Annotated in this window: 21 protein-coding genes; 14 read left to right on the forward strand and 7 right to left on the reverse strand. The window is 48.8% G+C overall.

Going from position 1 to position 23,079, the window contains the following annotated elements:
• The first annotated feature begins 35 nt into the window (after positions 1-35).
• The gene (locus tag H6F93_RS28720; RefSeq protein WP_190688566.1) at positions 36-905 is read left to right on the forward strand and encodes a sensor histidine kinase; all 870 of its coding nucleotides are present in this window, start codon (positions 36-38) and stop codon (positions 903-905) included.
• Positions 906-988: 83 nt separating this feature from the next.
• Positions 989-2,074 (forward strand): sulfate ABC transporter substrate-binding protein, encoded by a 1,086-nt coding sequence (locus H6F93_RS28725; protein ID WP_190688569.1) that lies wholly within the window; start codon positions 989-991, stop codon positions 2,072-2,074.
• A 65-nt stretch (positions 2,075-2,139) separates the two neighbouring features.
• On the opposite strand, the gene H6F93_RS28730 is transcribed toward H6F93_RS28725, so the two are convergent.
• From H6F93_RS28730 to H6F93_RS28745, 4 genes are all read right to left on the reverse strand, one after another.
• On the reverse strand, positions 2,140-2,787 hold the full coding sequence (locus H6F93_RS28730; RefSeq protein ID WP_190643336.1) for a response regulator transcription factor: 648 nt from the start codon (positions 2,785-2,787) through the stop codon (positions 2,140-2,142).
• A 326-nt stretch (positions 2,788-3,113) separates the two neighbouring features.
• On the reverse strand, positions 3,114-3,548 hold the full coding sequence (locus tag H6F93_RS28735; RefSeq protein ID WP_190643337.1) for a (2Fe-2S) ferredoxin domain-containing protein: 435 nt from the start codon (positions 3,546-3,548) through the stop codon (positions 3,114-3,116).
• 114 nt (positions 3,549-3,662) lie between these two features.
• Positions 3,663-4,484 carry an adenosylcobinamide-GDP ribazoletransferase gene (gene cobS, locus H6F93_RS28740; protein ID WP_242043666.1) on the reverse strand — a complete coding sequence of 274 codons (822 nt, stop codon included), beginning with the start codon at positions 4,482-4,484 and terminating at the stop codon, positions 3,663-3,665.
• A gap of 311 nt (positions 4,485-4,795) precedes the next feature.
• A complete protein-coding gene (locus H6F93_RS28745) occupies positions 4,796-4,990 on the reverse strand; it encodes a hypothetical protein (protein WP_190643338.1) in 195 nt (64 codons plus the stop codon).
• A 51-nt stretch (positions 4,991-5,041) separates the two neighbouring features.
• Between H6F93_RS28745 and H6F93_RS28750 the strand changes: the two genes are divergently transcribed.
• The 6 genes from H6F93_RS28750 (at position 5,042) to H6F93_RS28775 (ending at position 10,097) form a co-directional block, all read left to right on the forward strand.
• Complete coding sequence (locus H6F93_RS28750) at positions 5,042-5,500, forward strand: hypothetical protein (RefSeq protein ID WP_190643339.1); 459 nt, start codon at positions 5,042-5,044, stop codon at positions 5,498-5,500.
• A gap of 116 nt (positions 5,501-5,616) precedes the next feature.
• Positions 5,617-6,729 carry a tRNA guanosine(34) transglycosylase Tgt gene (gene tgt / locus H6F93_RS28755; RefSeq protein ID WP_347277373.1) on the forward strand — a complete coding sequence of 371 codons (1,113 nt, stop codon included), beginning with the start codon at positions 5,617-5,619 and terminating at the stop codon, positions 6,727-6,729.
• 108 nt (positions 6,730-6,837) lie between these two features.
• Complete coding sequence (locus H6F93_RS28760; protein WP_190643341.1) at positions 6,838-7,083, forward strand: ChaB family protein; 246 nt, start codon at positions 6,838-6,840, stop codon at positions 7,081-7,083.
• A 182-nt stretch (positions 7,084-7,265) separates the two neighbouring features.
• On the forward strand, positions 7,266-7,625 hold the full coding sequence (locus H6F93_RS28765; protein WP_190688574.1) for a hypothetical protein: 360 nt from the start codon (positions 7,266-7,268) through the stop codon (positions 7,623-7,625).
• 7 nt (positions 7,626-7,632) lie between these two features.
• Positions 7,633-8,982 carry a glutamine synthetase family protein gene (locus tag H6F93_RS28770; RefSeq protein WP_190688578.1) on the forward strand — a complete coding sequence of 450 codons (1,350 nt, stop codon included), beginning with the start codon at positions 7,633-7,635 and terminating at the stop codon, positions 8,980-8,982.
• Complete coding sequence (locus tag H6F93_RS28775; protein ID WP_190688581.1) at positions 8,982-10,097, forward strand: amidohydrolase family protein; 1,116 nt, start codon at positions 8,982-8,984, stop codon at positions 10,095-10,097. Before H6F93_RS28770 ends, H6F93_RS28775 begins: the two co-directional genes overlap by 1 nt.
• A 42-nt stretch (positions 10,098-10,139) precedes the next feature.
• On the opposite strand, the gene H6F93_RS28780 is transcribed toward H6F93_RS28775, so the two are convergent.
• Both H6F93_RS28780 and H6F93_RS28785 read right to left on the reverse strand, forming a co-directional pair.
• A complete protein-coding gene (locus H6F93_RS28780; RefSeq protein WP_190688584.1) occupies positions 10,140-12,548 on the reverse strand; it encodes a PAS domain S-box protein in 2,409 nt (802 codons plus the stop codon).
• Between the two features lie 426 nt (positions 12,549-12,974).
• The gene (locus H6F93_RS28785) at positions 12,975-13,340 is read right to left on the reverse strand and encodes a single-stranded DNA-binding protein (RefSeq protein ID WP_190643346.1); all 366 of its coding nucleotides are present in this window, start codon (positions 13,338-13,340) and stop codon (positions 12,975-12,977) included.
• A 491-nt stretch (positions 13,341-13,831) separates the two neighbouring features.
• Here H6F93_RS28785 and H6F93_RS28790 point away from each other — a divergent pair, with 491 nt between their 5' ends.
• The 5 genes from H6F93_RS28790 (at position 13,832) to H6F93_RS28810 (ending at position 18,822) form a co-directional block, all read left to right on the forward strand.
• A complete protein-coding gene (locus H6F93_RS28790) occupies positions 13,832-14,869 on the forward strand; it encodes a rod shape-determining protein MreB (RefSeq protein WP_190643347.1) in 1,038 nt (345 codons plus the stop codon).
• Positions 14,870-15,046: 177 nt separating this feature from the next.
• The gene (mreC, locus tag H6F93_RS28795; protein WP_190688587.1) at positions 15,047-15,808 is read left to right on the forward strand and encodes a rod shape-determining protein MreC; all 762 of its coding nucleotides are present in this window, start codon (positions 15,047-15,049) and stop codon (positions 15,806-15,808) included.
• 82 nt (positions 15,809-15,890) lie between these two features.
• Complete coding sequence (gene mreD, locus H6F93_RS28800) at positions 15,891-16,424, forward strand: rod shape-determining protein MreD (RefSeq protein ID WP_199314180.1); 534 nt, start codon at positions 15,891-15,893, stop codon at positions 16,422-16,424.
• A 161-nt stretch (positions 16,425-16,585) separates the two neighbouring features.
• Complete coding sequence (locus H6F93_RS28805) at positions 16,586-17,743, forward strand: hypothetical protein (RefSeq protein WP_190688593.1); 1,158 nt, start codon at positions 16,586-16,588, stop codon at positions 17,741-17,743.
• 62 nt (positions 17,744-17,805) lie between these two features.
• A complete protein-coding gene (locus tag H6F93_RS28810) occupies positions 17,806-18,822 on the forward strand; it encodes a pentapeptide repeat-containing protein (RefSeq protein ID WP_190688596.1) in 1,017 nt (338 codons plus the stop codon).
• Positions 18,823-18,862: 40 nt separating this feature from the next.
• On the opposite strand, the gene H6F93_RS28815 is transcribed toward H6F93_RS28810, so the two are convergent.
• Positions 18,863-19,651 carry a hypothetical protein gene (locus H6F93_RS28815; protein ID WP_190688599.1) on the reverse strand — a complete coding sequence of 263 codons (789 nt, stop codon included), beginning with the start codon at positions 19,649-19,651 and terminating at the stop codon, positions 18,863-18,865.
• A gap of 1,075 nt (positions 19,652-20,726) precedes the next feature.
• Here H6F93_RS28815 and H6F93_RS28820 point away from each other — a divergent pair.
• Positions 20,727-23,069 (forward strand): carbohydrate porin, encoded by a 2,343-nt coding sequence (locus H6F93_RS28820; RefSeq protein WP_190688602.1) that lies wholly within the window; start codon positions 20,727-20,729, stop codon positions 23,067-23,069.
• The last annotated feature ends 10 nt before the right edge of the window (positions 23,070-23,079 follow it).

The following is a 23,079-nucleotide window of genomic DNA, read 5'->3' on the forward strand; positions in this document are numbered from 1 at the left end:
TAGGAAAGATGAAGCATGAAACATGAGGGATAAATTTGCCGGAGGATAATTTTCAGCAAAAGAATCTGCCGGAGCAAGAACTACTTGCTCAACTTCAGCAAACTCAGCTGGCGTACCACATGGCAGTTGAGATGGGGCAGTTTAAGGCAGGGTTTTTGGCACGCACTTCCCATGAGTTGCGATCGCCCCTCAACAACATCATTAGCCTGCATCAGCTGATCCTGTCCGATCTGTGTGACAGCCCAGAGGAGGAGCGAGAAACGATCGCTCAAGCGCAAGCGTCTGCCTCGAAGATGTTGGCACTGTTGGATGAATTAATCAGCATTGCTAAAGTGCAGCACGGCACCTACGAAATGCAAATTCAGCCGCTGCGGTTGGCAGACGTGCTCGAAGAAGTTCATGCGCTCACCCACCTGCAAATTCAAGATCGCGGACTGCGGCTAGAAATTGACCCTCCCGATCCAGAAACCTACGTCCTGGCTGATCCCCGCTGGCTCAGGCAAGTTCTGGTTAATCTGGTCGATCCAGCCGTTTCTCAAGTGATGGAAGGCAGCATTCGCCTGACCACTCAAGTTGCTTTAGAGCTTCAACAGGTTAACATTCAGATTCAAGATCAGCGACCAGACCACCTATGGAGCGAGCTGCTTAATTCATCGCAATCCAGTCCTGAGCCTGAAGTAGTGTCCTCAACCTCAACAAAGCTCCCTGCCTCTAATTCACAGAAGCCTATTAAACCTTCCTTTGGGCTATCTTTGCTAGTCAACCAGTCCTTAATCGAGAAGATGAACGGTCGACTAGAAGTGTTTACACGACCAGCACCCGTTTCAGAAGATGCTGCGATCGCTGCCCCTCTCACCCAAATTCAATGTTCCATTCCCTGGATAATGCCTGAAGAGGATGTCTGAAGAGGATGCCTTCACCAGTGTTGGAATTTTTGGTGTACCATTCAACCTTGTAGCTGCAAACACACTATTCCAGTCGGTTAACTGTGCTTTTCTCATCTCTACGACGACTTGCTGCAAGGCTAAAGGGGCGATCGCCTCAAAGATTCCTCTCTTTCCTCTCGACCGGCTTTGTCCTGAGCCTACTTTTAGCTTTCGTTTCAACTGGATTTAGTGCCTGTTCCGTCGTTGACAATGGCAACGTTGTCGAACTCACGCTGGTATCCAACGCGGTTACGGAGGCTGCTTATCGAGAAATCATGCCCTTGTTTGCCGCAGATTGGGAACAGAAGCACCAGCAAAAGGTAGTGTTTAACCAGAGCTACGGCGGCTCAGGGACTCAGGCTCGGGCGGTAATCGAAGGTCTACCAGCAGATATTGTAGACCTGTCCTTGGAACTGGATGTCGAGAAAATTGAAGCAGCAGGGTTGATCCAACCGGGATGGCAAGATCGAGTGCCGAATGGGGCGATCGCTCATCAGTCTGTAGCTGCCTTAGTCACCCGCAGCGGTAACCCCAAATCAATATCAACCTGGGCGGATTTGGCCCAGGTTGATGTCAACGTTATCACCGCCAACCCACGCACCTCAGGAGGCGCTAGATGGAATTTCCTGGCATTGTGGGGGTCGATCACACAAGCGGGCGGCGACCAACAAACTGCCCTCAATTACACCACTCAGGTTTTTGAAAATATTCCCATCCTGCCTAGAGATGCCCGCGAAGCAACCGATGCCTTCTTTCAGCAAAGGCAGGGAGATGTGCTGATTAATTACGAAAACGAAATCATTCTGGCAAAACTAAACGGTCAGGATATCCTTTATCTAGTTCCTGAAACTAACATTTCAATTGATAATCCGGTCGCCGTCATTGATGCCAACGTCGACCAGCACGGTACCCGTGAAGTCGCTGAAGCATTTGTTCAGTTTCTCTTTACCCCAGCGGCGCAGCGAGAATTTGCGCGGTTTGGCTTTCGCCCTGTAGATGAAGCCGTCAATACAGAATTTGCTGACCAGTTTCCTCCCGTCACCAATCTGTTTACAATCGCAGATATGGGAGGGTGGAATACCGTTCAGCAAAAATTCTTTGATGAGGGTGGAGTTTTCGATCAAATTCAAGCCGATCTGACAAAATAACAGGTTTATTGTCCTGCTGCTTGCTCGGTCTTTTTGATCAGTTCACTTTAGGGCTATGCCCTGGCTCAAGCCATGCTGTTTTCGATCGCCCAACGAGCCAGCTCCGTTCGGTTGTGTAACCCGGTTTTGCCTAGCATATTGCTGACGTGGCTCTCAATCGTTCGCTGACTGACATTTAGCTCTTCAGCAATTTCACGATTTGCCATACCGCGCGCCACAAATTGCACCACTCTTAGCTCGGTTGGAGTCAACTCCACATCAAATGGAACTTGGATTTTAGGTCCACTATCTGTTCCCTTGTTTTGGTGCTGAATCAGCCGTGAAGCCTGCTTTAGAGAAGACTCAACCTGAGCCACCAGTTCTTCTGGCTCAAACGGCTTCACCATATAGACATCGGCTCCGGTGTTTAGACCCTTGACCCGATCTTGGCTTTGTCCCTTAGCTGACAAAAACAGCACTGGAATCCAGCTTGTCCGTGCGTCCTTTCGCACATGCTCGACCAGCGAATATCCGTCCATCTCAGGCATCATCACATCACAGATGATCATGTCCGGAGTAGCATTCTCTAGCACTTCTAGTGCTTCACGACCATTCTCAGCCGTAATCACTTCATACCCACGAAACTCCAGGTAGTCTTTGACTAACAAAATTAGATTCGGATCATCATCAATCAGCAAAAGCTGTTTGTGATCTCCGGCACTGGTTTCCTTCATGCTTTACTACTCGCCACGCATAGGTCAAGAGTAACACTTACAGACAGAGTATTTGGTGTTCTCACAGGACTTTTGAGCTTGCTTGAGAAGAGCTCGGTTTATTTCGACCCTTCCCTCAATATGCTGCCCTTCATTTTGTCGGGTTGCAACAGCCCATCACCCAATTTTTCTTATTTTTTTAATTTCCAGGTTTCTATATCCGGCAATTTATTTCCATATAAAGAAATAAATTACCGGATATGGAAATAAGTTACCTTATAAGATAATTTTTTGCTTTTTAAGCCTATGGGAAGGTGCTACTTAAAACAGCAATTTTCTAAGTTTTATCACTTACTCGGTTCAGAGCCAGAAACTTGGGCTGATTCAGGCAAAGGATGGACTAGAAATGCGTACTCTGACACAATGCGATCGCCGATCAAATGCTCTTGAATAATCTGCTCAATCACATCTGGGTTGGCGCTGTGATACCAAACTCCATCTGGGTAGACAACCATAATTGGCCCTTGCTGACACACGCGCAGACAATTGGCTTTGGTGCGAAAGATACAGGTTGGGCGATCGCTAGTTGGCACATCTAGTTTTAATTCTTTCAACCGCTGCTTGAGATAATTCCAAGCAACTAGACTGACCGCCTTATCGCAGCACTTAGGCACAGTTTGATCGGCACATATAAAGACATGTCGTTGGATTTGGGGCAAGCCGAGAGACTGGGAGCAGGCTGTCAATGAATTAGGTGCTGAGCGATCGCAGTCAGAAGTCATGAATCTATAGAGTGGAAGACCGGGAAAAAAACTTAGGATTTCAGGCTATGGACTTAACCCGTTATCCACCTTAACTATATCTAGATCTAGATCCGTTCAAATTCCTTTCCTGGATCAGCTTTGTAGGGTTGTGAACACGACTAGCCACAGGGCTTCTGTCCACTCTACGACTGCTCCATAGGTATCGCCTGTGTGTCCTCCTAATTGACAGTTGAACCAGGCTGCGGTGAGCAGAGCGATCGCACTTCCTGCTGCCACTGAGCCAAGTGTCACAGCCCACAGAGCAGAATCCCAAAAGACAGGGATGCAACTCAATCCCAACAGCAAGCAAAACCCGGGCATCACATCTTTGAGTGAGCGAATCGCAGCTTTGTGAAAGGCTCCTTTGCCCGTTGGCTTTAGATAAGGGTAACGGGCGATCGCCACTTGCTGCCCCCATCGCCCCCAACCTGCTGCTAAGGGCAAAGCTAGCTCATGCCAGGCGGTGAGATCGCTCAGAGCGGTGACTTTCAGCAAGAGAATGGCGATCGCCGCCATTGCGCCAAATGCACCCGTCGCACTATCTGCCATCACCTCAAGTCGGCGCTGCCGATCTAACACAGCTAACCCGTCAGCCGTATCCATTGCTCCATCCAGGTGGAGCCCTCCTGTGACCGCGACCCAGGCAATGACGATGACGGCATTACGGGTCAGGTCGGGCACTCCCAGCAGATGCAAGCCTTGATGAAGAAGTCCTAATATTCCGCCAATGATTAGCCCAACCAGAGGTGCAAGTCGGGCGACGTTTTGAAATTCTAATTTTCCGGTTATCGGAATGGGGATGCAGGTGTAAAAGGCGATCGCAGCAACCAAGCTAGATAAAGATCCTACTGCTTTGCTGGAGAGCGATCGCCAACTTTGCCTGTTCAACTGCGTTGAAGGCTGTTTATCGGACAAAACTATCTATCTCCAAGACTGTGCATCTCCCACAATTATTTGCTAATGTGTTGGATTCAGCCTAATGGCCGAATGTTTTAGTACAGGGCGGGAGCCATAATCTAGTCACTGACGACAGGAAAATCTCAAAAATCCAATTAGACGAGTGCCACAAAGATAAGTTCCGTAAATTTCATTAAGAAGTAGGCTAGAATCCTGGAATAACACTGTCTCATGCACTACTTTTTCTCTCCTGGTTTCGTTGCTTGTCAGTCTTCCTTCTGTTCGTCATTCTCACTACTAACGACCAAAGCTAGGGCAATAGAGCCAACTTATCCTTCGTTAAACGCTTTTTCCTGAAACGCTTTGTCCTGAAGTAGTGTATCCAGCCCAGCATGATAAGTTAGCTGTTTTTCAGATTCATGGTTCAAACTGCGATTCGCCCAGGCGAATTCTGCTGTTACTTCTGATCTAGACAGTGCTGGAGACAACCCCTCAATGGGATAACTCCTCAATAGTTGCATCATTTAGTTGTTAGCAAACCTGAGGTCTTCCTAGACCAAGGGCTTTTTCATTCTATGAGTCACGATCAACTTTCTGGAAACACCAAATTGCCAGCCCCCTGCATTGTTGACAATGGCATCGTCGTCAACAAGCAAGATATGCAGAGGCTGCTGGCTGACTTGAGTCGGGTTCATTACAGCTACAGTCAAGACGGCAAGCTGCTAGCGGAAGACGAAGGGTATGTGTTAGAAGTGTTTGCTGATCCTCAACGGTCAACACTTGTAGCCAACCATACGCTCTACCTCAACGTTCAGAGCTTTGATTATTTAGAGCTTAAGCGTGTCCCTGACGAGCAACCCTGCTTTGACTTAATGCAAGACGGCAGCGTTTTGCGGCTGATTCCACTCTCCAATCCGCTTCAAGAACAGAGTACCCGGAGTCTCAATGCTGCAGCCCTAGAAGCAGTTGTTGCCGAAGTACTTTCCGCCAATTGGGATGTGCGAATTGATGATGAAGAAAATTTCTCTCTCTAAGATACAAAAATCCTGAGTGGTTCTTGATAATGATTGCGGTTGTTGGATGCGGCTAAACCTGCGCTCAACAACCGCAATCATTTAGTATTGCTATAGTTTCTTCTGATGAATTAAGCGTGGGATTTTCTTTTCAGTGTCAGGGTCGCTGTCGGCATACGCAAGCAAGGGCCGGAGTTTTTTCAACCCCTCACGGTTTGGTAGAAACTCCACGCTTTATGCCGGTAGGAACGCTAGCTAATGTTAAAACTTTGACTCCAGCCCAACTGCAGGCAACTGGAGCGCAGATGATTTTGTCTAACACGTATCATCTGCATCTTCAGCCCGGTGAAGCTATCGTGCAGCAGGCGGGTGGATTGCACCAGTTTATGGGCTGGAGTGGTCCGATTTTGACTGATTCGGGCGGCTTTCAGGTATTTAGCCTGAGCGAAATGCGATCGCTTTCTGAGGAAGGGGTGACGTTTCGATCGCCCCGTGATGGGCAAATCATTCACCTGACTCCGGAGCGCTCAATCCAGATTCAAAATGCACTGGGGGCAGATGTGATCATGGCATTTGATGAATGTCCCCCCTATCCTGCCAGTCGGGAAGCGATTGTTGCTGCAACCGACCGTACCTACCGCTGGTTGGAACGCTGTATCACAGCTCATCAACGTCAAGATCAGGCGCTGTTTGGAATTGTTCAAGGGGGCGTTTATCCTGACTTGCGGCAGCAGGCGGCTCGTGACCTGGCAAAGTTGAACTTGCCGGGGTACGCGATTGGCGGTGTCAGTGTGGGTGAGCCGCCAGAGTTAATCAAGAAAATTGTGCAGGCAACGGCTCCTTTACTGCCAGAGGAGAAACCCCGCTATCTGATGGGAGTTGGCACCTATCGGGAAATGGCACAGGCTATCGCTGCTGGTATTGACTTATTTGACTGCGTGATCCCAACTCGCTTGGCGCGGCATGGCAACGCCCTGGTGGGGGGCGATCGCTGGAACCTGAGAAACAATCGTTTCCGAGAGGATTTTAGCCCACTTGATGAAACCTGCCCCTGCTACACCTGCAAGCAATTTACCCGTGCTTATGTGAGTCATTTGCTGCGATCGCAGGAGCTCTTGGCATACACTTTGCTGTCGATTCACAACATTACTGAACTAATTCGATTCACTCAACGAATTAGGGAGGCGATATTGAGCGATCGCTTTGCCACTGAATTTGCTCATTGGCTGAAGCCTGAGATGCCTGAATGAACGCAAAATAGCTACTGTAGGGAGATTTCATTCTCTACCAGCCGAAAGAGGAGCAGATGATATTAGCCTCTTAAGATGAGGCAAAAGATTAAAGTAGGAGCATTAAAAATGCCTTATCAACAAGTAGATGAATTGCCAGCTGACGTAAAAGACAAGCTATTAGAAGGCTCAGCACAAATTTTTGTGGCAGCTTTTAACAGCGCCGAGTCAAACGGAATGGATCAAAACGCGGCTCAACGAGTTGCTTGGAATACCGTAAAGCAAGACTACGTGCAAGGCGACGATGGCTGCTGGCGACGGGTTCCCCAGCAGACTAACATTACCAACAAAGCTGTGCAGTCCGGCGGCAACTAGTTTCGGTAATTAGCGAAGTTAGGCAAGAAGGGGAAGGTAAACTTCCCCTTCTTTTTATTTGGGTAGCAGTTTTATAAAGCGTTGGTAATGGGTGAAGCAGATTCAGCAACAACTTTGGGAGTTATCCGTCGAAGATCTAGTTTTTGCGATCGCCACATTCACTGAAGAGCAGGTAAGCTTTTATGGTAGAAAACTCAAGTTCTTCCCAACCTAAGGACAGCCAAAAATTAAAAGGGCTAATTGTACGAGGGGTCGTTGGTGCAATTTCGCTGGCAGGTGCAACTGCAATTCCGCTAATTGTTCAACGAGTTTTGTCTCCTGCTCCTGTAGTTAGTCCAGCTACACCTGCACCACAAACGTCCTCAGTGCAACCTCCATCTTCAGTACAGCCTCCGTCTTCAGTTTCACCTGCAGCTGAACAGAGTAGCAATCAGACTGAAATTGAGCAGACTGAAGCTGATCGGACTGAAGAAGCGGATGAACCGAGAGAACGCGAAGAAAAACGCCGGGGACGAGATAAGCATAGACGCGATCGCGATTAGGCTGCCGATGGAAAACCAACTGCCAGATTTAGACTTACAGAACGTCCGCTTTGTGCGACTACTCTGGTGCGATAATGCCAACGTGATTCGGGGAAAGGCATTTCACACAAGATTTCTGGCAGAACATCAAAAACACGGCATTGGGATTTCGATGGCACAGCAGGCGATCCCCGTGATGTACGATGCTGTTGCTCCTGGCAGCGGCTTAGGTCCCGTGGGAGAAGCATGGCTAGCGCCTGATTGGTCTACGTTCAACCCTTTGCCCTATGCGCCTGGACACGCTCGTGTGATGGGTGATTTGGTCACAAAGGGAGTGCCCTGGGTGCTTTGCCCGCGCGGATTTTTGCGGCGAATGATTGCGGCAGCGGCGGTGGAAGGGCTAGAAATCATAGCGGCATTTGAGAATGAGTTTTATTTGCTCCAGTCCGCTGGTTTAAATGCTGAGCGAGATGCTAAACCCATTCCCGTAGACCATACGGTATTTGCGTCAACGCTAGGGATGGATTTGAATCAGACCGTGATTGATGCGATCGCTGATGCCCTGATCGCCCAAAAGATCCCCGTAGAGCGCTACTATCCGGAGTCGGGACCAGGACAGCACGAAATCTCTATTCGTTATACCCATGCGCTTCAGGCAGCCGACTGGCAGATCGCCTTTCGTGAAACGGTGCGCGGTGTAGCATTGCGGCATGGGTTGCGAGCTTCTTTTTTGCCTAAAATTTTTGTGGATCAGGCTGGAAGTGGCTGTCATCTGCACTTGAGCCTCTGGCGAGACGGGCAAAACCTTTTACCCGACATGAATGAAATGGGCGAACTTTCCGCCATCGCTAAGGCTTTTGTTGCCGGAATTTTGCATCATCTGCCTGCACTGATGGCATTAATGACCCCTAGCCCCAATTCCTATCGTCGGCTTCAGCCCCACTTTTGGAGTGGGGCTTTTCGCTGCTGGGGCGTAGACAATCGAGAAGCAGCGGTGCGAGTGCCCAGCAATCCTGTGCCTCCCAGTCCGACCCACTTTGAGCTAAAGACGGTAGATGCGTCTGCTAATCCTTATCTGGCATTGGGGGCAGCGATCGCCGCTGGATTGGACGGCATCCGACGCGGGCTTGATCCCGGAGAACCCATTTCGGTCGATCCAGGAACGCTGCCAGCAGCAGAGCGCCAGCAGCGAGGGATTGATCGACTGCCCGAAAATTTAGGAGAGGCGCTCGCCCATCTCCAGCAAGACGAAGTTTTGCTTCAGGCACTAGAACCTGCGTTGGCACAGGCATTTCTCGCAGTTCGCACTGCTGAGTGGGAAGCTATGAAGCAATTCACGCTTGAAGAAGAAGTCAAACTATTGCTAGAGCGCTACTGATGGATTTAGGAAGCATCCCAGCTATTGATCAGCACGCCCACAATCTGGTGCGTTCAGAAGCTTTTGCCCAAATGCCCTACGCAGCAGCTTTTACCGAAGGCTATGATGCCCAGATCCTTACCCAGCACGCCCAACACACTCTCTGCTATCGACGCAGCCTCAGAGACATTGCCGCTCTGCTCAACTGTGAACCGGATGAAGCGGCGATTTTGGCACGTCGCACAGAGCTAGGGTTAGAACCACTAACGAAGCTATGCTTTGAGGCTGCTAATTTAGAATCAATTTTGCTGGACAACGGATTTTTGCCAGACACAATTTTGCCTGCGGAGTGGCATCAGCAGTTTGTTCCGGTGCATCGGCTGCTGCGGTTGGAATATTTGGCGGAGCAGTTGATTAGCCAGGTTAGCCGCTTCGACATATTTTTGGAGTGGTTTCGCAGTGAGCTTGACCCGCCACCCCAAGGAGTTGTGGGCTTCAAAAGCATTGCAGCTTATCGGACAGGTTTGGACATTCAGCCCATTCCTTACGATCTGGCAGAAGATCAGTTCTATGCAATTAAAGAAGCCTTTCCGGCTCAGCCTATCCGGTTGACGAACAAGCCGTTGATTGACTTTTTGCTCTGTCAGGGATTAACGATCGCCAACCAATATCAGCTTCCTGTGCAGTTTCATACAGGTTTTGGTGATCCTGACCTGGACTTACGGCTAGCCAATCCGCTGCACTTGCGACCGCTGTTAGAAGATCTAGGTTTTCGTCAGGCTCCAATCGTTTTGCTTCACGCCGCCTACCCCTTTATGCGCGAAGCAGGCTATCTGGCGGCGGTCTATCCACACGTTTATGTTGACTTTGGCTTGGCTGTGCCGTTTTTGAGTACTGCCGGAATGCGGCAGACGGTGCAAATGTTGATTGAGCTGAGTCCTATGAGCAAAGTGATGTATTCCTCTGATGCTCACCTGATTCCAGAACTGTATTATCTGGGAGCAAAATGGGGGCGAACGGTGTTGGGTGAGGTGCTAGAGCAAACCATTCAAGACGGAGACTTAACTGCAAAAGAAGCAGAAGAGGGGGCGATCGCCATTCTTAACGGCAATGCCAATCGGCTCTACCGTACCTGACCCTTCAAAAATGTTTTTTAAGTGAATTCTTAACAGGTTAATCTATTTCCTTTGCTGTTGAATCGGAATCTCGATGACAAACTCTGCTCCTCGCCCAGGGAAGGAGTTGCACTTTAGTGTTCCTCCATGTCTGTCTGTGACGATTTGATAGCTGATCGAAAGTCCCATTCCAGTCCCTTTACCGACGGGTTTTGTTGTAAAGAATGGATCAAATAATCGATTTTGAACGGCTTCTGCCATGCCCAGTCCATTATCGGCAAGTCGAATATGAATCCAGTCTTCATTGAGCATTTGAGTCGAAATCTGAATCAAAGGCTTGAAGGATTTAATTCTTTGATTTCGAGCAAAACTATTTGATTCAGCTTCAAGCTGAGCTAAACACTCTTCTAGAGCATCAATTGAATTGCTCAGAATGTTCATAAAAACCTGATTCATCTGTCCGGCGTAACATTCTACTAACGGCAGGTTGCCGTAATCTCTGAGTACTTGAATTGCCTGTCGGTTGTGTTGAGCTTTAAGTCGATTTTGTAGAATCATCAAGGTGCTATCAATTCCTTCATGAATGTCGACTGTCTTAGTTTCTAGCTGGTCAGTATGAGAGAAGGTGCGAAGAGAAGCGATGATTTTCTCAATTCGATCTGCACCTACTTTCATAGAAGTTAGGAGCTTGGGCAAATCTTCGATTAAAAAATCTAAGTCGATCGCTGTTGCTTTAGTTTGAATTTCTGAATCTGGATTGGGGTAGTGCTTCTGATATAGATTTAATAACGCCAGCAAGTTATGGGTGTACTCTTTGGCATGAGCGAGGTTGCCGTAGATAAAGCTAACAGGATTGTTGATTTCGTGAGCAACTCCAGCGACAAGTTGACCCAGCGAAGACATTTTTTCGCTCTGAATTAGCTGGGTCTGTGTTTGCTTGAGTTCCTGTAAAGTCTTTTCTAAATCGAGCGCCTGCTGTCTCAATTGAGTCTCTGACTGGCGCAGGGCTGCTTCTGCCTGCTGGCGCTCTGTGATGTCGTCGTAAGAACCAAGAATGCCCACAACATTGCCCGCAGCATCGTACAGCGGAATTTTGCTGGAATCAATCCAAATTTGGCTACCATCTGCCAAGAACATAGTTTCAATTACATGCAGAGCAGCTATTCCTGTTTCAATTAGATAAGCATCAGATTCTCTAAAGTGATCAGCTTGTTCTTGAGGAATCGGAAAATCGTAATCTGTTTTTCCAACAATATCATCAGGCTTTTCAAGCCCAACGGCATGGGCAAGGTTGCGATTGCAGCCCATATAAACAGAGTTGCGATCTTTCCAGTAAATCCATTGAGGGATATTGTTAATGACTAGCTGTAAAAATTCTTGCGATTCTTTGAGCTTATTCTCTGCTTGTTTGCGATCGCTAATGTCGCGCACGATCACTAAAACTTCATCTTCACCACTGACTACAATCCGAACTTCTTCAACTTGAATTCTGCCATTAATACAAATTTGATGCTCATAAATTTGTGTTTCGCAAGTTTGCAAAGCTCTCTCTACATTAGCCATTCGAAGCTGAGCCAGGTCTGGAGGCAGCGTCTCAAAAATGCTTTTGTTTCGCCATTCCATCTGTGTCTTAAAGGTGACGAAATTTTTGGCTGGAATGAAGTCTAAATAAATACCCTTTCGGGTCATTCTAATCATCAAATCAGGAATTGCATTGAGCAGGGCCCGATAGGTCGCTTCGCTTTGGCGGAGGGCTGCTTCTGCCTGTTGGCGATCGCGAACTTCTGCCTGCAAACGGGTAATAGTCGCTGTGAACAGCGTATGCATTCCGGCTTCAGTATCGAGGTATTTGCTGTTGAGATTGCGCTGATGTCGCAATAGCTCCGCTTGCTGAATTGCTGTGATAAGATGAGCCACAATTTGCTCAATCGCTTCAATTTCATCCGCTTGCCACTGGCGGGAAGTAATGCACTGATGCAGACACAAGATCCCCCACAGGCGATCGCCCTGCATAAGGGGTACGCTTAGACTGGCCTTGACTTGAAAGTGGCTAAATGTTTGCAAATCGGCTGTTGTGAGGTTAGCCGCATTGACATCAGCAATGGCTAGAATTTGTCCTTGCGGAATCTGTTTTGGATGGTGTTGTGCCCACAGAAATTGGCTCAAAGAGCGGACTGAAGCATCTACTACTAACACTGAGCTAAACCCAGCAGCGACCTCTTCAGCTACAAACTGCCCTGCGTTCCAATCCTTAGTTGGATTGGAACGAGGAATTTGCAGCACGCTGGCTCGATCGAGAGCCAAAAAACGCCAAACCTCTGCAACCGCTGTTTGCAAAATCGTACTTAAATCCAGCGATGCTCGAATTTTGGTAATGACGCTCAGCAGCATCTTTTGCTGTTCTAGCTGAAGCTGCTGTAACTCTGCCTTGGGGGAGCGATCGCCCTGCTGAGGCGGAGTATCTAAAGACATAAAGGCATGGATGCTAAAGCGGCTAAGGCTGATATGAACGCTAACGCACCTTTAACCAAGGTTTGCTCTTCTAGATAGGATCACCCTTAAAACATTAAAGCAAGCATTGACCAATTCGTTGTAGGTAGCATAACGTACTCATCTGTACAGAAGTCGTACATCAGAGCACAGATTAAGGGGCTAGTGCCCGACAGTTTGGGAATGAGCTGATTGACCAACACCAATCTGTTCCGACAGAATTTAGCCTTGGGTTCTGGGAGCTTACTCTTTTCCTACTATTCTCTTCCCACTATAAGGATCAGGGATGCTCCCGCGTCGCAGGAGCATCCCTGATCTCTGATATATGAAGTTTTGTAGGGTCATGGCATTGCCATGACCCTACAGAGGGAATTGAGATCCGTGAATCATACCCGCATTCAGCAACGCCTAAAATTCTTCGTCGCCGTATCCGTCTGACATAGAAGCTTCGTTGTCTCGCTTGGACCCAAGTAAGTCTAGTCGTTCGACTCGAATAACTGGTTTTGAGCGATCAGCCCCTGTGCTGCGGTCTTTCCAAGAGTCAAATTTAAGTGCCCCAGTCACTCCAATCAAGCTACCTTTACGCACATAGTTGGCAGCAATCTCTGCTGTTTTGCCCCAAATTTCCAGGCTAAACCAGTCAGGTTGTTCACTGTTGCGAGTGCGGCGATTGACGGCCAGGGTTAAATTGCAAACAACGCTGCCCGACTCAAAATATTTAACGTCAGGATCTCCGCCTACCCGACCCACTAGCGTCACTATATTCAAACCCATAGCGCCCTCTGACTTTTTCTGTGTTGAATGCGATAAAACTTGTATCGATGATGTTGCTGGACTAGCAGGAGTTTACACTGCTGATGGGCGATCGCCCATATAGTACAAAAGTTCTACCTGAAAACATTCTACCGAACTTTTATAGCTACCGCACTACATTTCCCTTGCCTCTGCGATCGCTGCTTGAATGACCTGGCAGGAAAGCTGTTAGCAGAAATCTTAATTTCATCCTGATGCTTATTCCAGGAATGAGGACAACTTACTTAATGGGTCTGCTCTTCTGATTTATTCAGAGAAGGACTCTTTGTCAAGGAACAGAATTTGAGGATACAGATGACTGAAGCAAGTCTTGAGGTTAGACTAAAACATTCAGTCGCACATCTGACTAGACTCTAACTACAAAACATAATAGAATCCACTTCGACCGCACTTTGATAGCGGTAGGAATTTGGCAGTGATCAAGATTTTGACTTTGGGGGCTTAGAAAGCTAGTGGGGTTCTTCAGTCGCTTCTCGCGGGATATGGGTATCGATCTCGGTACCGCTAACACGCTAGTTTATGTATCTGGCAAAGGCATTGTACTGCAAGAGCCTTCTGTCGTTGCAATGGATCAAGAGAACAAAGTGCCTCTAGCCGTTGGGGAGGACGCCAAGAAGATGCTCGGTCGGACTCCCGGAAACGTAGTTGCCCTGCGTCCGCTACGTGACGGAGTAATTGCAGATTTTGATACCGCTGAACTCATGCTCAAGCACTTCATTCGTCGGGTGCATGAGGGGCGGACGTTGGTTTCACCCCGGATTGTGATCGGTATTCCAAGCGGAGTCACAGGGGTAGAGCGTCGAGCAGTTATGGAGGCAGCTTCGCAAGCAGGCGCACGCGATGTTTATCTAATTGATGAACCTGTGGCAGCGGCGATCGGCGCGGGACTGCCGGTGGCTGAACCGACCGGAAACATGATCATTGACATCGGCGGTGGCACGACCGAGGTGGCAGTTCTGAGTTTACAGGGAACTGTATTGAGTGAATCAGTTCGGGTCGCTGGAGATGAGCTGAGTGAAGCAATCTCTCAGTACATGAAGAAAGTGCATAACCTGGTCATCGGGGAAAGAACCTCCGAGGAGATCAAAATCTCTATTGGTTCAGCTTATCCCACCGATGATGATGACGAATCTTTGATGGATGTTCGTGGTTTGCACCTACTTTCAGGGTTACCTCGTACCGTTATGGTCAAGAGTCCTGAAATCCGAGAGGCAATGTCAGAACCCCTCTCCGTCATCATTGAGGCCGTTAAACGCACCTTGGAGCGCACGCCGCCAGAACTCGCAGCTGACATCATCGATCGAGGCATCATGCTAGCTGGTGGTGGGGCACTGCTCAAAGGATTGGATACTCTAATTAGTCACGAGACTGGGATCGTTGTCCATGTGGCTGCAGATCCTCTCAGTTGCGTTGTACTAGGAACAGGTAGGGTGCTAGAAAACTTCAAACAGCTTGAGCGGGTCTTTAGCGGTCGCTCTCGCAATATGTAGAAAAGCATTCAAAATCGTCACCCCGGTTCAGCGAGTCATTAAACTATCGCGTTTCGCTTGCAAGACGGGTGCTGCATCGCTGAGTGACCTGATGATTCTCGTATTAGAAATCTTGGTCAGGTCGGAGTTTGTTCTCTGGAAAGATTGACATCGCTAGTTTAGAGACGATTGGACTGAATGTATACGCTGCGTCGCTGGTGGGATCGACACGGATTAAGAATGGGGCTAGTCTGTCTGGCTCTCGGTAGCGCTTGGGTATTGCGGCAAACTCAGGGGGCAGCCGTTTTTGAAATCTATCAACAGGTTTCTCGTCCTTTTGAATCAATGCCAGCTTCGGCAGACCGTATAGAAAGTGCTGAAATGCAGGAATTGCAGCAGCGCCTCGCTGAGTTAGAGAGTCAGAACCAACAGCTTCAGGAAATGCTGGGTTACGTTCAAAGCCGTCCAACTGGAGGCATTACCGCTCCTGTGATTGGGCGCAGTGCCGATCACTGGTGGCAGCAAGTCACGCTGGGTCGTGGCAGCCGAGATGGCATTGAAGTAGGCGGCATTGTGGCTGGCCCTGGTGGCTTGGTTGGGCGGATTACGCATATTACGCCCAGCACGAGCCGTGTCTTGTTGGTTAGCGATCCGACGAGCCAGGTGGGTGTGACAATCAGCCGTTCGCGTCATATGGGATATATGCGTGGACAGGCGGCAAATCGGGCTGTGATGGAGTTTTTTGATAAAGTGCCAGATGTCCAACCGGGCGATGTGGTGTCAACTTCTTCGTTTAGTCAGCTTTTTCCGCCTGGGTTCCCAATTGGTCGGGTAGAGTCGGTCAACCTGAGCAAAAGTCCCGCTCCTGAAGCTGTGATTGAGCTGTCTGCTCCAATTCATGCTCTGGAGTGGGTCGTGGTGTACCCTAACAGTCGAACTGAAGTTCCCGGTAGTCCTTAGTGTCAAGGTTCTACATATTGAGAAAGTGATTAAGTCGATACTCTCTAGCTTCGCTCAGTCTGGCATTTACACTTCCCAAGTGATGAATTGGTTTGTGACTGCTTTCTCGGTTCTGCTTTGCCTGTTCATTCTGCCGACGCGGTTTCCTGGTATGGAACTGCTGGGTGTTGGACCAAATTGGCTGCTGATCTGGGTAGTTTCCTGGAGCATTCAGCGGACAGTTTGGCAGGGGGCGATCGCTGGACTCGTATTGGGGCTGATTCAAGACGGCATGACATCACCTCATCCCAGTCACGCGATTAGCCTTGCGGTAGTGGGAATGTTGACCGCTCGTATACAAAAGCAGCGCTACATTCAGGAAGACTTTATTTCAGTTGCGCTGATTGTGTTTGGTATGGCGGTTTTGGCTGAAACCATTACTGCCATTCAATTTAGTTTTCAGGGAATTGGTGCATCGACCCATAGTGCCCATCGCGCACTGGCAGAGATATGGTTCTACCATCAGCGAATTGCCCTAAGTTCGGCGATTCTTAGCAGCCTGTGGGCACCGGTTGTTTACTATCCATTGAATCGCTGGTGGCAGCAGACCAATGCTGTTGAACCCTCTCAACCTTGAATTGGAAGCTATTGCTGCCAATTGCTAGCCGCAATCTACTTGACTGATTAGTCTATAATGTGGTCAAACTTTTATCTTGCGAGATGGATTGAAGTTTAAGGGTTATCTACCGCTCTTCAGCCTTTGGGCTGGCTCAAGTCGATACTTTGGAGCGGTCGCAGATGAGCAGCTTTCCCCTACGAACGGTTATTTTACCTGCTGTACTGGTTTCCAGTGCAGTCTTTTCCACGCTAACTCTACCATTCGTTCTACTTAAAGAACCTATCACCATTGATATTCCCCCGCTGCTCAGTGGTGGGCGCATCGAGCCAATGTTTGATGCTGAAAATAAAGATGTGGCGATTCGCTATGTGGGCATTGCCATTCTATTTAGCGTTGGAGCGGGCATTGGTACGGTTGAGTTGCTGCGGGCGAGACATTCTGCCCAAGAATTGACTCAAACCAAAAACCAGCTTTCTAGCTTAAAGTTAAGCCTACAAGAAAAATCGGGTCAAGCCGATGGTTCCCAGTTACTCGACCCAGAAGACGATTCTGACTTGTCTGAGCCGCACGATGCAGCAGATCGCTTTGACGCCGATCTGGATGAAGAGTCAGAGTCGTTAACTTCAACGTTCGATCAGTACGTTGCTGCGGAGAGCCTGGGAAAAAACCTTGATGCTTTCCCACTAGTGCGGTCTAAACAGCCGACTGAGTCTCTTGAGGTAACGCAGGCGGTCGCCTCTTCTGCTGATCCGACTGCCGATCTGCCTGCGTCGCTGTGGGCACAGGCCATTCAGCAGGATATCGGTCAAGATAAGCCAGGTCAAAATGGCCATGATCCTCTTGCTAAAACCCAACAGGAACCTGACCCGGTTGACCTTAATCGGGTTGAGGTTATTCCAGAAGAGGCATTACCAGCAATTCAGATGGAATCTCACCCAACTGATATTGCTTCTTTTAATGGGGGTAATGGAGGGCATTCCCCTGCTGAGGAAGAAGTTGTAAATGCGCTTCAATCAGGCTACTCGCCTTTCTATAGCGAAGCTTTGCAGGACGCTGATTGGGGTTCAGGGTTGACTGCGGCTTCAGAGTCGGACTCTTACAACCAGTACCAAACCTGCCGCATTAGAGTTCCTCATCTGAAAAGACGATTGTTTGCTGTACTCGTTCAGGGAAAGTACTTCAGTCTTTTTAGATCTGGCATGGCTCAGGAGAGCGCTTTAGAAATTGCAGCAAAATTAGAGCATAGAGGCGACAAGCCGATTGTGACGCAGACTCACAATGGCTACGCAGTCTGGATTTGGCAAGCTGAAGCCATTGTCGATGAAGTAACGGCATAGGCTGCACTGACTCATAGCAAACTGATGTTAATTGAAATTGAAATAAGGCGGGCGATCGCACCATGAAGGCTGGCGAACTTTTACAGCGATATGCAGCAGGACAACGAGAATTTAACAGCGTGACCTTGAGCTGCATTAGCTTAAGCAACGCTAACCTGCAGGGAAGCGACTTTTGGAATGCAAACTTGAGTGAAGCAAACCTAAACAATACCAGCTTTAAAAGAGCCAGCTTGCGAGAGGCGGTTCTAGACGAAGCAAATCTGAATGGCGCAGATTTGAGTCAGGCAGATTTAAGGGAAGCAAAATTAAGCTGTGCTATCCTCTACGACGTGACGCTCAACGGCGCACTTTACGATGAAGTAACTCAGTTTCCGCCAGAGTTTGACCCTGCTGATGCTGGGGCTTATTTGCTTGCACCCCAAGCTGCCTTAGCCACCGCCGATTTGAGCGGCAGAGACTTGAGTGGCGTAGATCTCAGTCAGGCAAACTTGACGGAAGCTAACTTGAGTCAGGCAAATCTGTTTGGCGGTGATTTAAGTGGCGCTAAATTAGTTGGCACAAATCTGACAGCAGCCGACTTGAGCGAGGCGACCCTAGCTGAGGCAAACCTCAGTAACGCAAATTTGCAGCAAGCTGATCTGACTAGAGCCGACCTGCGAAAAGCGATTTTGTTAGGGGCAGACCTGCGGACAGAATGCCAGAAGGCAAACTTGCAGGGCGCACTGTGTGATGACACGACCCAATTTCCTGAAGAATTTGACCCTGCTGCTGCAGGAATGTGTGTCCTTAAAGCAGGCGCAGATTTACGCGGTGTTAACTTGAGTGGTTTTAAGCTGGGTGGGGTGGATTTGAGTGGCGCAAACCTGAGCGGTGCCAATCTAGCTGAAGCCGATCTCTGGGGAGCAAATCTGGAAGAGGCTGATCTGACGGGCGCAAATCTAGTTAAAGCGAACCTTTGGGGCGCAAATCTGACCAGAGCCAACTTAACGGACACAGATTTAACGGATGCTAGCCTGAGCGAAGCAGATTTGACGGGGACAATTTTGCAGCAGGATGAGGGCGTGGAGGTGGTGGAGTGATGCGTGTCTCCGCTGCCCATCACTCCATTACGCAGAAAGTCTACTGAAGGAATTCCCCAATCCGAGGCGGTGCATCTGTTTTGCGTTCTTCGGGAAATTCGTACTCGACTTCGGTGGGTGGTTCGGGAACTAGGACGTAGCGGTTGCCCCAGCCACCGTTGAGGTCTTCGGGACGAGTGGGGGGTGGGGTAGTTGCGCCCGTGGGAAGGGCGATCGCCTCTACCCTAACTGCCTGGATATACTGCTCCCCTTCTGCAGTAGTGCGGACAATATTGCTGGCAAATTCCAAGTTGCGTTGGGCTAGGCGTTGTTCTAGCTGGGTTAGCGTTTCCAGTGGAGCCAGCGTTGCCAAAAAGATTACTTTTCCGTCTGGCTCAAAGGTCATGTCTAGGCGCGACTGCTCTAGCTGCCAGGTTTCCTGATAGCGACCGTCGGGGGCGACTTCCCAAAGGCTTAACTCAGCTTGCCAGGTGTCACTTCCCGTTTTGACGGACTCGTAGGCTAACAGCGAATAAACCGGGTTAGGGTCGGCAGCGATCGCCCCCTTTGGAGCAAGCAACCGCACAGCCGCAACCGTGATCTCAGTATCTTTGGGCAAGTCAGTGTTTCCGGCGATCGTATAGACCCCATTGGGTTGGGCTGTCACCGTGCGAATATCAAGGCTGACATCCCCTCGCTGAACGGGCAGCTTGATTTGAGTGCAACTTGTGGCTAGCATTAGCACCAGCGCCAGAGTCAGCCAACTTTGAGCAACCCGTTTAAGTCGGGCATTGGGTCTGAGCTGATGAATCAGCCGTTGGGTCAAAGAGCAGAAGGATTGAGCAACCATAAGAAGCAAGAATTCAATAAAAACGCTTAAAGGGAACTTACGCAGTCTTTCAAGTTTCTACTTAGTAAGTCCTAGTGCTAGATAGGCTTATTTTTTAATAAATTCTTGAAGTAAATTAAAAAACAGGCTGCTTCACTCAATATTCTTATTTTCATATTAATTCTAATTTTTAACACAGCTCTAGTTAATCAATTGCAGGGCAATGTAGGAACTCGAATGAATTGTGAAAAACCTGCCTTAAAAAGAGTATTTTCTTAGGAATTGCTAATCTTGAAAATGATTTAGAACTACCACAGCAAGCACAAGAAATATTTGAATGAGCGTTGGATTAGGATTTTGACTCAATGTTAGCGATCGTCATTAGCCTAAAATTAACAAGCTACAAAGCACTATCTGGCAAGTCTTTATCAGTCTAAAGAAATTCACAAAACGCTTTTGGACAGGAGTAAAATCCATTATTCAGTTGATGAGAGTGAAAACAGGATCTTTTTCAAAGAAGTTATGATTTTTAGCCTCAAAATGATTAGCCATAGCTCAAACTTAAATTAATCTTCTACAAAGAAAATCCTGATTGAAAGAATAATATTCTTGCTGAAGAAGTTCGCGTCATCTTTATATAAGTTCGGAATTTCCTTTATTCTTTTTTCAAAAACATGGGCTATAAAAGTGATTAGATAAAAGCCTTGCGGCGACTATGCATCTTACCTGACTATTTCTATTCGTTCGGTAATTCGACAGGTGAATGATGTGCATCTCCTTCAAAATTTTGGCTGAAAGAAGCTTTTAGAAGCGACTACACGCATCAAGACGATTGCTTCGTCCTCTTTATTCTTTTTTTACCTGAAATTTCTCCACATCCAGGAGCGTTATGGGAAACGGGCAGGAGGCGAAATTTTTCAGTTGGCATCACAAGGCAGAGCTTTTTAAGAGGATGGCTTGTTCCTAGCAGGTTCAGCTTTGTTCTCAGTGTCTTTTGGCTTCCTGGTTTTGCAGCTTGATGCGTCGGTTCTGTTGTAGCGATCGCCATTAATTCACTCACGACAGGCGCTTGATTTTGCCTGCCATTTAATTCGGCATGTCTATTTTTAGGGTTGCCGTGTGCCCCCTGGTAGGAAATATGAATGTAAACGCTACTGATGCCAGTTCAACTCAAGTCACCCCACGGCGAACCGACTGGCGCAATTCTTTGCTTTGGAGCAGTGCTGTTCTAGCCAGCAGTTTCGTGTTGCTGCTGGAATCGAGTCTGGCTGCCGCAGCGCAGGCTGATATATCGGTTGGCGATCGCTCCGCAGTTCCTTCTCGTGAACTGGAACCTGTTGCCGAAATCGACTCAGAGGCGATCGCTTGGCAGGAAGCCTCTATTCGCGTGACTGCTGCTACGTCTACCCAACCGTCCGAAAAGCCCCAAAGCAGCTTGCAGGTAATCGAAGCCGTAACGGAATCGGTTGAAGCATCCTCTGCTGAAGTACTGTCGGCTGAAGCATTACATGCTGAGTCAGTATCATCGACACCCCTGGTAGATCCTTTGGACGAAGGGCAGCAAATCATCGGGGCAGAAGATGAAGCGGGGGAAAGTTCTCAAAGCCTTTCGTTGGCTCAGTCACAGTTAGAAGCGGAGTCAGGAGCGGTAGATGCATCCCCGACTTCCCTTGAACTGAGCAGGCTGCACACTGAAACTATTCGTCACTTCAGCATTGAGTTCATTGATGCGGAGACGGATGATGCGGAGACGGGTGCGAAGACGAGCAACGTTGAAAGAACTGAAACTGAATCAGATTATTCTGAACCAGAACACACGGAACCAGACCCTGCTGAAGCTATAGAGTTTGGAGAAGCCAGTGCCGAGGAGATATCTGAGACGGCAGCAACTTCTTTGCGTATCCCCTCCGTAATAGATAGCACGGCGAATGATTGGTCACAAGTTTTGACCGCGTTACAGACGGAATTCTTTACATCAGATAGTGAAACAGTTTCAGTTTCTTCATCTTCTAATGAAACGGGTGAGCTGACGAGAATTTTGGCTTCGCTAGAGGCAGAATTTTTTAACTCTGAGAGTGAGCCGAATACGAATATAGCTCTGGATGAGCCGGAGCTGGCTCAAGTTGAAGAGTATCAGTTTACACCTGAGGAATTATTAGGATCTGAGGCGATCGCCCCTGGTGTAACTGTGCGTGATCCGATTGTGATTGCGCTGAATTCAGGAGTGGAAACGATCGCCTGGACGGGGGCAGAAGCTGAACCAGGCTGGCAACCGCTGATGTGGGATTGCGACACTGCGGACTGCTATGAGTTGAGCGAGGTTGATTTGGCTTCGCTACCAGAGTTGCAGTTGGTTCAAACCTCATCTGAAGTGGCTGAGGAATCAACCCCTGATCCGATTCTTATTGGACAGGCTGAGTCGGAGGATGAAGCCGCTACGTCTGGAAGTGCGCTAGTCCTGGGTGCGCCCTACATTCAGCTTCAGGGGGCATATGTGCTGCAAGGCGATGAGTCTTCGGCGCGGGCGCGAGCGACGGTGCTATATCCCTCCAGTCCTAATTTGCTGTTTGGCGCAACGGTAGACCTGGCGGGCGGTGAAGCATTTGGCAACGCGGACGGATTTGGGCTGGAACTGAACGAGCTATACGCTACGTTTTTGCCACCTGGAACGTCGGGGCTGCGGTTTACAGCAGGGTTAATGGATTTAACCTCCTACTTTGACCGCAACAGTTTTGCCAAAGATGTGGTGACTCACTTCTTCAATCCAGTCTTTCAAACGAATCCGGCATTGAGTGCGGCAGGGTTGTCTTCGCGGATTGGAGCAATGGCAACCTGGAACCCAACCGATAACGTGGACGTGAGAGCTACTGTTTTTTCCTCCAATCGTGACCTGAGCGAATTTGCCCTGGATGCGTTTGCTGGAGAAGTGGGTTTTCGGGCTGGCAATCTGATTTTGCGCGGCACCTACATTTCGGCAGAAGATCCGGGCAGCGGCGACGGCTTTGAAGAGATTTTTGGCATCGATCGCGGTGACGCATTTGGCGTGCAGGAGGGCGATCGCGAAGAAGCCTTTGGACTCAACGCCGAATATTTCATTCCCGATATCAACCTGGGGCTGTTTGCCCGCTATGGACACTACACCAACCAGGATGTAGACGAAAGCGCCAACACTTACAGCTTTGGGATAAATCTGCTGGACTTGTTCATGCCAGACGATCGGCTCGGACTAGCCTACGGTCGGGGTTTGTCAAACGATGAACTTCGGCGCGATCGCGACGACGAGTCGCCTGATGTCCTGGAATTATTTTACGACTTCCGACTTTCGCCCAACCTGCGAGCGGGGGCAACGATTCAACAGCGAAATGAATTCTCAGAGACTGTGTTCGGATTCCGGGTTCGAGCTGACCTGGATGTAACAGGACTAGGGAGGCAGTTTTAATGAGGCGACG

The organism is Leptolyngbya sp. FACHB-671 (genome assembly GCF_014695745.1).
Lineage (GTDB): Bacteria > Cyanobacteriota > Cyanobacteriia > Elainellales > Elainellaceae > JAAUTN01.

Coding starts and splice junctions, on each gene's coding strand:
- H6F93_RS28730 (WP_190643336.1), bottom strand. CDS start 2,787: ATGAAGGAAACCAGTGCCGGAGATCACAAACAGCTTTTGCTGATTGAT.
- H6F93_RS28735 (WP_190643337.1), bottom strand. CDS start 3,548: ATGACTTCTGACTGCGATCGCTCAGCACCTAATTCATTGACAGCCTGC.
- H6F93_RS28745 (WP_190643338.1), bottom strand. CDS start 4,990: ATGATGCAACTATTGAGGAGTTATCCCATTGAGGGGTTGTCTCCAGCA.
- H6F93_RS28750 (WP_190643339.1), top strand. CDS start 5,042: ATGAGTCACGATCAACTTTCTGGAAACACCAAATTGCCAGCCCCCTGC.
- H6F93_RS28760 (WP_190643341.1), top strand. CDS start 6,838: ATGCCTTATCAACAAGTAGATGAATTGCCAGCTGACGTAAAAGACAAG.
- H6F93_RS28765 (WP_190688574.1), top strand. CDS start 7,266: ATGGTAGAAAACTCAAGTTCTTCCCAACCTAAGGACAGCCAAAAATTA.
- H6F93_RS28770 (WP_190688578.1), top strand. CDS start 7,633: ATGGAAAACCAACTGCCAGATTTAGACTTACAGAACGTCCGCTTTGTG.
- H6F93_RS28775 (WP_190688581.1), top strand. CDS start 8,982: ATGGATTTAGGAAGCATCCCAGCTATTGATCAGCACGCCCACAATCTG.
- H6F93_RS28780 (WP_190688584.1), bottom strand. CDS start 12,548: ATGTCTTTAGATACTCCGCCTCAGCAGGGCGATCGCTCCCCCAAGGCA.
- H6F93_RS28785 (WP_190643346.1), bottom strand. CDS start 13,340: ATGGGTTTGAATATAGTGACGCTAGTGGGTCGGGTAGGCGGAGATCCT.
- mreC (WP_190688587.1), top strand. CDS start 15,047: ATGTATACGCTGCGTCGCTGGTGGGATCGACACGGATTAAGAATGGGG.
- mreD (WP_199314180.1), top strand. CDS start 15,891: ATGAATTGGTTTGTGACTGCTTTCTCGGTTCTGCTTTGCCTGTTCATT.
- H6F93_RS28805 (WP_190688593.1), top strand. CDS start 16,586: ATGAGCAGCTTTCCCCTACGAACGGTTATTTTACCTGCTGTACTGGTT.
- H6F93_RS28810 (WP_190688596.1), top strand. CDS start 17,806: ATGAAGGCTGGCGAACTTTTACAGCGATATGCAGCAGGACAACGAGAA.
- H6F93_RS28815 (WP_190688599.1), bottom strand. CDS start 19,651: ATGGTTGCTCAATCCTTCTGCTCTTTGACCCAACGGCTGATTCATCAG.
- H6F93_RS28820 (WP_190688602.1), top strand. CDS start 20,727: ATGTCTATTTTTAGGGTTGCCGTGTGCCCCCTGGTAGGAAATATGAAT.